Origin of the sequence: Bacteriovorax sp. BAL6_X (assembly GCF_000443995.1) — a bacterium.
GTDB lineage: Bacteria > Bdellovibrionota > Bacteriovoracia > Bacteriovoracales > Bacteriovoracaceae > Halobacteriovorax_A.
The window spans coordinates 185,459-197,258 of the sequence record NZ_AUMC01000009.1; the positions used below are offsets into that span (position 1 = coordinate 185,459).

General features: G+C 36.5%; 9 protein-coding genes. 3 read left to right on the forward strand and 6 right to left on the reverse strand.

Annotation, left to right across the window (positions count from 1 at the left end):
* Positions 1–14: 14 nt before the first annotated feature.
* From M902_RS09625 to M902_RS09650, 6 genes are read right to left on the reverse strand one after another with little or no spacing between them, the layout of a single operon-like run.
* Positions 15–1,547: a NuoM family protein gene (locus M902_RS09625; protein WP_021267725.1), complete on the reverse strand. Its 1,533-nt coding sequence runs from the start codon at positions 1,545–1,547 to the stop codon at positions 15–17.
* A gap of 18 nt (positions 1,548–1,565) precedes the next feature.
* Positions 1,566–3,749 carry an NADH-quinone oxidoreductase subunit L gene (locus M902_RS09630; RefSeq protein ID WP_021267610.1) on the reverse strand — a complete coding sequence of 728 codons (2,184 nt, stop codon included), beginning with the start codon at positions 3,747–3,749 and terminating at the stop codon, positions 1,566–1,568.
* Positions 3,750–3,770: 21 nt separating this feature from the next.
* Positions 3,771–4,076 carry an NADH-quinone oxidoreductase subunit NuoK gene (nuoK, locus tag M902_RS09635; RefSeq protein ID WP_021267618.1) on the reverse strand — a complete coding sequence of 102 codons (306 nt, stop codon included), beginning with the start codon at positions 4,074–4,076 and terminating at the stop codon, positions 3,771–3,773.
* The gene (locus M902_RS09640; protein WP_021267514.1) at positions 4,073–4,606 is read right to left on the reverse strand and encodes an NADH-quinone oxidoreductase subunit J; all 534 of its coding nucleotides are present in this window, start codon (positions 4,604–4,606) and stop codon (positions 4,073–4,075) included. Before M902_RS09640 ends, nuoK begins: the two co-directional genes overlap by 4 nt.
* 18 nt (positions 4,607–4,624) lie before the next feature.
* Positions 4,625–5,833, reverse strand: a complete 1,209-nt coding sequence (gene nuoH, locus M902_RS09645; RefSeq protein ID WP_021267529.1) for an NADH-quinone oxidoreductase subunit NuoH — start codon at positions 5,831–5,833, stop codon at positions 4,625–4,627.
* On the reverse strand, positions 5,833–6,249 hold the full coding sequence (locus M902_RS09650; protein ID WP_021267401.1) for an NADH-quinone oxidoreductase subunit A: 417 nt from the start codon (positions 6,247–6,249) through the stop codon (positions 5,833–5,835). The genes nuoH and M902_RS09650 overlap by 1 nt, the downstream gene beginning before the upstream one ends.
* A gap of 152 nt (positions 6,250–6,401) precedes the next feature.
* Between M902_RS09650 and mfd the strand changes: the two genes are divergently transcribed.
* The 3 genes from mfd (at position 6,402) to M902_RS09665 (ending at position 11,799) form a co-directional block, all read left to right on the forward strand.
* Positions 6,402–9,896 (forward strand): transcription-repair coupling factor, encoded by a 3,495-nt coding sequence (gene mfd, locus M902_RS09655; protein ID WP_040314558.1) that lies wholly within the window; start codon positions 6,402–6,404, stop codon positions 9,894–9,896.
* Positions 9,897–9,981: 85 nt separating this feature from the next.
* Positions 9,982–10,788 carry a peptidylprolyl isomerase gene (locus M902_RS09660; RefSeq protein WP_021267611.1) on the forward strand — a complete coding sequence of 269 codons (807 nt, stop codon included), beginning with the start codon at positions 9,982–9,984 and terminating at the stop codon, positions 10,786–10,788.
* Between the two features lie 90 nt (positions 10,789–10,878).
* Positions 10,879–11,799, forward strand: coding sequence for a peptidylprolyl isomerase (locus M902_RS09665; protein WP_021267451.1), 921 nt, complete (start codon positions 10,879–10,881; stop codon positions 11,797–11,799).
* The last annotated feature ends 1 nt before the right edge of the window (position 11,800 follow it).

The window sequence follows — 11,800 nt, forward strand, 5'->3', positions numbered from 1 at the left end:
TCACCTATTGACTATTAAAAAGTCGCTAATAATGAAACTAGTTTACCTACAGAAGCCTTCATCATATCTAGTAATGGAGATGGCCAAATACCAAATAGGATTACTGCAACACATAGTGGAACCATGTAAAAGATTTCTCTAGCATTCATATCTGTATAAGATTTATTTTCTTCAATAACTTCACCAAAGAACATTCTCTTGAACATCCATAGTAGGTAAGCAGCACCAAGAAGAAGACCAACAACTGCAAGAACAGTGATTGTTGTAAATCTATTGTAGATCCCTAGGAAAATTAGAGCTTCAGAGATGAAACCTGAAAGTCCTGGAAGACCCATTGATGCGAACATCGCGATGATGAAAACAATTGAGAACTTTGGTAGTTGTGTATAAAGACCACCAAAACCTTTTGTACCATCTGGTCTAACGATCCATCTGTGGTGTGATCTTTCATAAAGAATACCAATAAGAAGGAACATCATAGCTGTTGAAGTACCGTGGTTGAACATCTGAAGAACAGCACCGTTCATACCTTGTACTGTCATTGCAGCAAGACCTAGCATTACGAATCCCATGTGTGAAACTGAAGAGTATGCAACAAGTTTCTTAACATCTGTTTGTGCCATGGCACAGAATGCTCCGTAAATAACGTTAATTAAACCTAGCCATGCAATTGCATCTGCAAAGTAAACAGAAGCTGATGGGAAGATTGGGAATGCAATTCTTAAGAAACCATAAGTACCCATCTTAAGTAGTACACCGGCAAGGATAACTGAGATCGCTGTTGGTGCCTGAACGTGTGCGTGTGGTAGCCACGTATGGAATGGGAAAACTGGAACTTTGATCGCGAAACCAATGAAAAGTGCTACAAAGAATACTTTTGCAAATGGAAGGGCCATACCAAAGATATTTACAGTTTCGTTTACAAATTTACCGCCTGAAAGCGCTAGAATATTGAATGAATCAACACCTTGACCTGTTACGAAGTATAGAGCAACCATACCAACAAGCATTAGGATTGAACCAAAGAATGTATATAAGAAGAATTTAACAGCTGCGTACTCTCTATTCTCACCACCCCAAATTCCAATTAGGAAGAACATTGGGATCAGCATTACTTCCCAGTAAACATAAAATAGGAAGAAATCCATTGATAAGAATACACCGTAAACAGTTGATTGAAGCATTAGTAGTAATGCAAAGTAACCCTTAACTTGCTTTTTAACTGTCCATGAAGAAAGGATACAGATCGCAAAAAGAAGCGAAGTTAAAAGAACCATTGGTAATGAAATACCATCAATTCCTAGGTGATAAAAAATGTTAAACTGCGAAATCCAAGAATGTTTAATTGTAAACATCTCTTGCATACCTGGCACAGTATTGTCGAATTTCATGTATAGACAACCTGATAAAACAAGTGTGATCACAGTATTAATCAAAGACCATACTCTAATTGCCGTCTCTTTCGTCTTAGGTAATAAAAGTACCCCAAGAACACCGATCATAGGCATCCACAGAATCCAACTTAATAGATTAGAATGTGCGTTCACTGTAACTCCTTAATTCTCTTATAAAGCTAAAATATAACCAAATAGTACTAAAATAATCATTGCGATGTAGAACTGGATCTTTCCGTTTTGGATCGTTCTTAAGATAACGTTAAATAAACGTACACTTGCTCCAGTACCATCTACCATCATTGTGTCGACAAATAAGTTATCGAACCACGCTGAAACTCTCATTACAAAACGTGTAACTGTTGCCCAACCATCAACTGCGTATCTGTCATAGAATCCCATGTCAAACTTAGCTAATAAGTTGTTAAATGGAAGAAGTCCCTTCTTGATGAAACCACCAATATAAAGATCATCCATAAAGTATTTGTTTTGTAGTGTTCTATAGTAACGGTTAAATGTATTAACCCAGAACCCAGGATTCCATTTACCCCATAGGTACATCATCATCGCGATAAATACACCAGAGAAAGCAATCACAATCGACATACCAGCACCAATATAGTGAACCTGGTGAATGTGGTGTGCTTCTTCTTCAGAAAGTCCGTAAGTCGAATCGTACTTAGAAGTTGTAAATGTACCTTTTTCACGTACATCAATTGATCCAAGTTGTTCACGCTTATAGTTTTCGAACTGACCCTTCTTAGGCTTTTGAATTAAAGTCTGGAACCACTCATACTTACCATTTGCCTTGTCTGCAACTTTAACAAAACCTTGTCCTGTTAGAGAACCAGAGAACCAAACACCTAGAGTAAATACAGCTAGAATGAGTAGAGGTACGTTTCTGTTCCAAGTAAGCTTTTCTTCATGACAGTGATCGTAAACTTCCTTATCTCTAGGCTTCCCGTGGAAAGCAAGGAACATCATACGACACATGTAGAAAGCTGTTAGTAGAGCACCCATGAAACCAAGAACTGCCGGAGCAACCATTACTGGTGAGTGAAGTGCTTCAATTAATGCATCTCCTAGGATTCTATCTTTCGAAACGAAACCAGAGAAGAACGGGATTCCTGCGATTGCAAGAGTACAACACCACATTGCAAACCAAGTAAATTTCATCTTATGTCTTAGACCACCCATTCTTGGCATCTCTTGTACGTGAGCATGCGTGTGGTGATCGTGAAGAGAGTGAATTACTGAACCAGCCGCTAGGAATAGACATGCCTTGAAAACAGCGTGTGTAATCAGGTGCATGAAAGCAGCATTGTATGACCCAACACCAATACCTAGAACCATGTATCCTAGTTGAGAGATTGTTGAGAAAGCTAGTACCGCTTTGAAGTCTGTTTGAACAAGTGCAATTGTTGCAGCACCGAAGGCAGTAATCCCACCGATATAAGCAACAAAAGTTAAAAGTCCACCAGCATCAAGTAGCGGGTAAATTCTTAGTGATAGATAAACACCAGCAGCAACCATTGTCGCAGCGTGAATTAGTGCTGAACATGGAGTTGGACCGTTCATCGCATCTGGTAGCCAAACGTTTAAAGGGAATTGAGCTGACTTACCAATTGTTCCCATAAAGATACAGAAACCAGCAAATGTTGCTAGAGGGATACCAAGTACCGCCTGACCAGCTAATCCACCAGCGTCGATTGCTTTATATAGGTCGACAAAACTTACTGAACCAACAACAGTCCACAGAGCAACAATACCTAGTAGGAAGAAAACATCCCCTACTCTTGTTGTCATGAAGGCCTTAACGTTAGCAGCACCAGCAACTTCTTTTTCGTAGTAGTGACCGATTAGAGAGTATGAACAGAATCCCATAAGCTCCCAAAAGATAAATACTGAAAATAAGTTATCAGATAGTGCAAGACCAAGCATTGCAGAAGTAAAGAGTGACATATAAGTAAAGAAACGTCCGTTTCTACCGTAGTTCATGTCATCTTTCATATACCAAGTTGAGAAAACGTGGATAAGAGTAGCAACGGCCGTAACCATCATTAGTAGAACAGCAGTCATGTTATCAATATAGATACCCATATTTACTACGAACTCTTGTCCACCACCAGTTAGGTCAAACCAAGTAAATACTTTGTGGATATGATAATCAGCAGAATACGTTCCGAAAACGAAGTCGCTAAAAATTCTCCACGCATAAATTGTCGAACCTGCGATTGCTGCACAACTGATCGCTACAGCAGTTCTTGTAAAACGTGATGCAATAAACGCATTAATCACGAAAGCGAAGAACGGTAGTAAAACAATTGGAGCAATACTTGAAATCGTATAATCCATTTTTTTCCCTTATATCTCTAATTAACTTTTTAGTTCAGTTGCATCATCAATATGAATCGAATCTTTAACCTGGAAGAAACGAATCACGATTGCTAAACCAACGGCCGCTTCAGCAGCAGCAACAATAATAATGAATAGTGACATGATATTTCCGTCAATATTCTGGTTTGCATATCTTGTGTAAGCAGCGAAGTTCAGTGCAGCTGCGTTTAAAATCAATTCAACACCAAGTAAGATAGCGATAATATTCTTTCTTGCTACCATTACTGCAACACCTGCAAGGAATAAGAAGAAAGAAATTAGTAAGTAAGAAGATAAAGTCATCATTTTTTTAATCTCCTTGGTCTAGAAATTACTGCTGCACCAACAAGAGCTCCAAGTAGCAAGATTGAAGAAATTTCAAAAGCTAGAACATGGTCTGTAATAAGCTTAGTTCCGATCTCTTCAACTGTTGATTGCATATCTTCCATTTGCACATGTTTTTGAATCTTCAGAACAGGTGCTAGGATTTTCATTAATACAAAACTAATTACAAGCATCATGACTGCTGCAATAGAGTACGTCTTAGCTGTTCCCATTGCTGCTACTTTTTTTATCCCTAGCTTATTATAAGCTTGTTCAATTCCACCAGTTAACATGATGGCAAATAGCATGAGAATTACAACACCACCCGCATATACAACTAACTGAGTGGCCGCCAAGAAGTCAGCACCTAAAGTTGCATAAAGACCAGCTACTCCAAAAAGAGTAAGAAGAAGGTAGATACATGCATGCATTAAATTTTTTGAAACGGCGACAAGGAATGCTCCTATAACTGTAGCCGCTGCTGAAATTAAAAACATTGTGTTAATAAACATTTCAAATATCCTTAAATATTAGTGTCCGCCCGCACCAGCAGATGCAGATGCGATTACTTTTCCAAGAATTGCCCACATAGATTTACCATTAAATAGGTAAAGCCATACAGCACAACCAATCATATTAAATAGTGCAATTGGAGTTAGATATTTCCAACAAAGTACCATAAGAGAATCAACTCTCATTCTTGGTAGTGTCCATCTAATCCAAATAACAACGTAATAAAGAGCAAGTGTCTTAGTTACGAAAGCACCTAGTTGTAAAAAGTTTCCAACTTGCTTACCAATCATCGGGTGAGCTGAAGGAATTAATTTATTTACGAATTCACCTGTACCAAGACCAAAAGGAACTTGATATCCACCTAAGAATAAAGCAGCACAAACACCACAAACAACGAAAACTTCGATGTATTCTGCAAGTGCAAAAAATGCAAACTTCATACCTGTAAATTCAGTATGGTAACCAGAAACTAGTTCCGACTCTGCTTCAGGAAGATCAAAAGGAGCTCTGTTTGTTTCTGCAAGTGCACCAATAAAAAGTACGAAGAACCCAATGAAAGTAAATGGGTTATGAAGAACAAACCACTGGTGAGGTAAACCACCCTGAGCTTCTGTAATTGTTTTAAATGATAATGAACCAGTCATGATTACAATTGCAAGAATTGAAAGTGTTACTGGAACTTCGTAAGAGATAATTTGAGAAGCACCCCTCATACCACCAAGCATTGACCACTTTGAGTTAGATGCATAACCACCAAGAAAGATACCAACACCAACTAGTGAAGAAACACCTAATAAGTAGAAAACACCAACATTAAGGTGAGTTAGAGTAAATCCGCTTGAGAATGGCACAACAGCAAGTGACATGAATACACCAACTAAAGCCAGTAGTGGTGCAATGTTAAATAGGAACTTGTCCGCATCACGTGGAACAACATCCTCTTTTAGAATCATCTTCACACCATCAGCTAAAAACTGAAGAATACCAAAAGGACCAACACGGTTAGGACCTTGCCTCATTTGAAGGTCGGCAGAAATCTTTCTTTCTGCATAAGTACCAAGACCACCAATAGTTGCAAGAGCACCCACGATGATTAATGAGAAAACTAAGAAAAGTAAAAAAGTTACGATTCCAGTTGCATCAGTTCCTAAAAGTTTTGATAGTGCATCCACGGCCATAGAAAAGCCTGGTGCTTGTGATAAATACGATACAATCGTTGAATTCATTATTTATCCTTTCCATTAATATTTGCTTGGAAAGATTTAACCCAATCAAGGTCACCTTTTTTCCAGCAATAAACTAAACCTAAACTTAAAATAACAATGAATAGAAGAAGTGATCCAAGAACTGCACCACCCTGTCCGATGTCGACAAAGTTTTTATAAACTGTTGCAACAGGGAACATTAAAGCACCTTCAACATCAAAGATTAAAAATACTAGAGCAATAACATAGAAACGAACGTTAAAGTTAGACCAAGCACTACCAGTTGGTTCCTCACCACATTCATATGGCGTAAGTTTCAATTCTGTTGGATTATTTGGCCTTACAAGACGACCGACAAGTAATGTTCCAAAGAAAGCGACAACTGCTACAGCGGCTAAAATTAACACCGGCATATAGACGTCAAAGTTTTGCGACATCGATTTATCTCCATGTATAAGTAAAGTAAGTTCCCAAATATTACACGATTACTAGCACTTTGGAAATAAATTGGCCCCTCTTTTTTTGAGTAATATCTTCTATTTAGTAACGCATGGGCCAATGCATAAATTCTTTGTTCTCACAATATTTTATGTTAAAAAACGACATGGATTTATTTTCACCACTACGCACAAAACTAGATACTTGGTTAGACACTAGGCAACACGACCTTACCATCGACGGTATTAATAGGGAGCACTGGGCATTTGCTAAGTACTTATTACAAGAAAAAAATGGTAAATTTAATCCATCGAATTTATTTATTTTTGAAAATTATGATGACGCAGAACAGTTCTATGAGCTTGTAAAAACCAGCTTTTCTAAAACAAAACTTGTTTTCTACCCAGGACTAGATGCGTCACCTTATTCGGGAATGTTTGCCTCAGAAAGTGCACAACTTGCCCGACACTCAGCATTGGAAAAAATTATACGTGCTGAAAATAAAGAATTAATAGTTATCACTTCAATAGAATCTCTTGGCTTAAAAGTTCCACCGGCCAATTTTTTTAATGAAACTAAAATTGAAATTACTGAATCAGATATCATTTCTCCTGATGAGCTAGCTGGAAAATTAGTTAAACTTGGATACAGCTCTTCTTTTACAGTGGAAGAACAAGGAACATTTTCTAAGAAGGGTGAAATTTTTGACATCTATCCTGTTGGTCATCATCCAATACGTATTCATTATTTTGATGAAATGATTGAAGAGATTTATGAAATTGATAAAGAAACCCTAAAGACTATTAAGGATAAGAAACTTGAGTCAATTATCATTGCACCTGGGCCTACTATTTTTTGCGAGTCACAATACTCTAATAATTTACGAAATAATATCCCACGCCCTAGGGCCAATCAAAGAGACTTATTAGAAAAACGTAATGATATTTTTAGCAAGCTTTCAAGTGGAATGCTTTTTGAAAATCATCCAATCTATACGCCTTTATTTTTTAATGAAAATGAAACTGCAACACTTCTCGACTACATTAACGAAAATTGGATTGTCTCAATCTTTGATCGTGACAATGTTGAAGACTATTTTTCAAATTACATCGATGATCTCGCTAGAGATTTTGAAGACTGTGAAGAATTACTTCCAGACCCTAAATATTTTTATGACTTATCAACAATTGATCGTTTAAAAGATATTGCTTGTTTAAACCTCAATCATTTAAATATTACTGTTAACCTCGATAATGACAGCAATATCGTCGACCTTGGGTTTCGGCCATTCAAGTCTTATATATCTTATCACGAAATTAACTACTTAGTTAAAAAGGATTTTTTAACAGGACTCTTTAAGCATATTAAAAGTGAGTTCAAATACTCCGGGAAAATTATTTTTACAATTCAAAATGAGAATTCTCGAAAAGAAATTGAACATTTAATTGAAACATTTGAAGTAGAACCTGAAATCAAGAAACGTATCGAGTTTGTTCCTTTCAAATTGAGTGAAGGCTTCTTCTACCCTAGTGATAAATTACTCACGATTTCAGATAGTGATTTATTTTCTATAAGAAGAGACAAGGCCAAGGTTTCAAAGATTCACGACTACGATTTATTTGCAGAGCAACTGGCTTCACTTAAAGAAGGTGACTACGTTATTCACTCTAAACACGGTATTGGAAAATATCTAGGACTAGAGGCAATGGATATTGGTGGGTCTAAAACAGACTACCTAGTTCTTCTTTATAAAGGTAATGATAAAGTATTCGTACCAATTTATAAGATGAATCTTATTCAAAAGCATGCCGGCGGAGAATTGAATGTTAATGTCGATAGCTTAAGAACAAATAAATTCTCAGCACTAACTTCAAGAGCTCGCGAATCGATTAAGAAGCTAGCATTTGACCTCCTAAAGCTTCAGGCCGAAAGAGCGTCTGCTAAAGCTTTTCAATTCTCTCCTCCAGATCATGACTTTAAAGAGTTTGAACTTTCATTCCCGTTTAATGAAACTCCAGACCAAAAGAACGCTATTGATTCAGTTATTGATAAAATGCAAGCAAGTACAGCTATGGATTTTCTTGTTTGTGGAGATGTTGGTTTTGGAAAAACAGAAGTTGCCATGCGTGCAGCATTTAAAGCTGTTCTAGATGGAAAGCAAGTTGCCGTTTTAGTTCCGACAACAGTTCTTGCCCTTCAACATTATAATTCTTTTATTAAGCGCTTTGAAAAATTCCCAGTTCGTATCGACTATCTTTCACGTTTTAAAACTGGAAAAGATGAAAAAGAAACAAAAGAAAAATTAGAAAAAGGTGAAATTGATATTATCGTTGGTACACATAAATTACTTGGTAAAACTATTCGCTATAAGGACCTAGGTCTTGTTATTGTTGATGAGGAACAACGCTTTGGTGTTGGCCATAAAAACCAACTTAAACTTCTAAAATCTTCAGTTGATTTCTTGACTTTAACGGCAACACCAATTCCTAGAACACTACAACTATCTTTCTTAGGACTTAAGGATCTTGCTCTTATTAAGACGGCTCCTCCTAGAAGACAGTCGATTAAGACTTATGTGATTAAAGAAGATGATCACACAATTCAAGCGGCTATCAACCGTGAACTTAAACGTGGTGGCCAAGTTTTTATTGTCCATAATCGAGTTCAAGATATAGAAAATTACACTGCCTATATTAGAGAGCTTGTTCCAGAAGCAAAGATAGTTTTTGCTCACGGACAAATGGCAGAAAAAGAACTTGAGTCTCGTATCTCCGCTTTCTACAACGGTGCTTACCAGATTCTAATTTCGACTACTATTATTGAATCAGGAATTGATATTCCAAATGCCAACACGATGATTGTTGATCGTGCTGACCGTTATGGGCTAGCACAACTTCACCAGCTTCGTGGCCGAATTGGACGTTCAGATAAGAAAGCTTATTGTTACTTTGTCGTTCCAAATAATCGCAATATTACAGAAATTGCGGCCAAACGTCTCAAGGCCCTCCAAACTTACGCGGATATGGGAAGCGGTTTTCAAATTGCCAATTGTGACCTGGAAATTCGTGGAGCCGGCGATATTCTTGGGGCCCATCAATCTGGGCATATCGAGGCCATTGGTCTAGAGCTTTATATGGAACTTCTAACTGAGGCCATTCAGGAGCTTCGTGGTGAGAAGAAAGTCATCACAAAAGATATTGAAATCAACACACCATTTGCGGCCTTCATTCCTGCCCACTTTATTAGTGAATCAAGTGAGCGTTTAAAATATTACAAGCAATTATCAAATTCAAAATCAATTGATGAAATCACTGCTTTAAAAGAGACAATCTTTGATATCTACGGCCCAGGCCCTGAAGAATTTAATCAACTGATTGCCATTCTTGAAGCTCGTTCCTACCTGATGCCTTGTGGTGTAAAGTCGGCGCAGTTAATTGATAACACGCTTATTTTTCAATTTGATCAAAATGTCGTTGAGGCAAATGAACAGCTACGTAATAATATTTTGAATAATTTCTTAGGAATGCCACGAAAATATCGTTTCACTCCAGATTTCAAACTGATATTCACTAATAAAACCACAATATCTCCGAGTGGTTTAGTCGAGTTTTGTCAGGAAATTGCGGAAAAAATAGTTCCATCTTAGTGAAATTTATAAGTTTTTAAGAATTTTTGGTACAATTAGATATAGTTTAAGAATTTGAATTCGATAATTTGAAAAGGATATCTATATGTACGGTAAAATCATTTTAGTTTTACTACTTGCACTAGGGCTTGAGGCTGCACCAAAGAAAATCGTAGCTGAAGTAAATGGTCAAAAAATCACGAAAGAAGAGTTAGATCAAGCATACCTACTAAATAAGTATGTTGTTACTAATGATCCTGTAACGATGAAAAGAGTTCTTACAGACCTAATCAACAAAAAGCTAGGTGTTGAAAAAGCTAAGAAGGCAAAGCTTGATAAGGACCCTATCGTTGTTAGAAAATTAGAGGAAGTAATCTTTAACGCACAAGTTTCAAAAGACCTAGAGGGTGAATTCCAAAAAATTAAAGTTACAGATGCTGATGTAAAGAAATTCTATAGTGAATTTCCAGAGTATCGTACAGCACATATCTTACTAAGAGTAAGAGTTGCTCCATCTGAAAATGAAATTAATGCTGCTCAAAAGAAGATTTTCGAAATCCATGAAAAAGTATCACAAGAGCCTGCAAAATTCGCTGAATTTGCTAATAAGTATTCACAATCACCTAATGCTCATACTGGGGGTGACGTAGGATATCAACCAGCTTTCTTTATGGCACCAGAGTATTTTGCGGCCATTAAGGGAAAGAAAGATGGCTTTATTACACGTCCAGTTCGCACTCAACTTGGTTATCACGTAATTAAAGTTCTTGGAGTCAAAAAGTACGAAGAAATCAATATGGGCGCTTATAAAAAGTTTGTTTATGACAGGAAGCGCGATAGAATTATTGAAGATTATTTCGCTGGCTTACGTAAAAAAGCCAATATTAAAATTTTAGACAAAAATCTAAAATAAATAAGATTAAATAATTTGCACAAGCCTCATGGGCACGATAAATTATTGTTCTATACTTCATCGATGAAAGAACAGTAATAAGAGGTGTTCATGAGGCTTTTTCTTTTTTTGGCCCTACTTTTTTCAACATTAAACCTACAAGCAAAAAATACAAAACTTTTAGATAAGATTACAGCAGTAGTTGATGAACACGTCATCACAAAATCAATGATCGAACGTGTGAAAAAATCACTACCTATTCGCCAAAATATATCTCCATTTATCTACAAGAAAGAAATGAAGTATACTGATAAGGCAATCTCTAATCTTATCATTAGAAAATATATTATTCGTTCAACTCTTGCGGAACAGGGATATGTAATCTCAGATTCAACGGTTGAAAAAGAAATTAAAAGAAAAGAACAAAGGCTAGGCCTGAGTCGTAAAGACCTAATCGCATTTCTTAAAAAATCCAATACTAATTTTGAAGAGTTTTTTGAACTTAACAAGGAAGCTATTGAGTTTAATCACTTTAACTCGGTTGTTATCATTCCACTTATCTCTGTAAGTGAACAAGAAATTAAAAACGAATTCTTTAAAGAGAATGTAAACAATAAGACTGTATCTTACCGCTATACTCTTGTGGACTTTTCAATTGATCAGTCAATTGTAACAAAGAAAGACTATGCTAAGTTTAAGAAGACGATGGAATCTTTTCAAAAAGGTGGACCTCTACCAAGTAAGTATGGATCTATTGAAACTTCAACACTTGGTGATATCACGGCCGATGGTCTAACTGCAGAGTTGCAAAAACTTCTTAATAAGACACAAGAAGGACAATTCACTCAACCAATTAATATGATGGGTGAAACACATATATTCTATGTAAAAACACGTGATGTTGTTGAGTCCTCTCTATTTCAAAGTGCTAAGAATAGAATTAGAGCTCAATTATATGAAGCTAAAGCAAAAGAAGTTACAAGAATGTGGTTTGAGAGAGAAAAAGCAAATCACTATGTAAAAACATTATAGA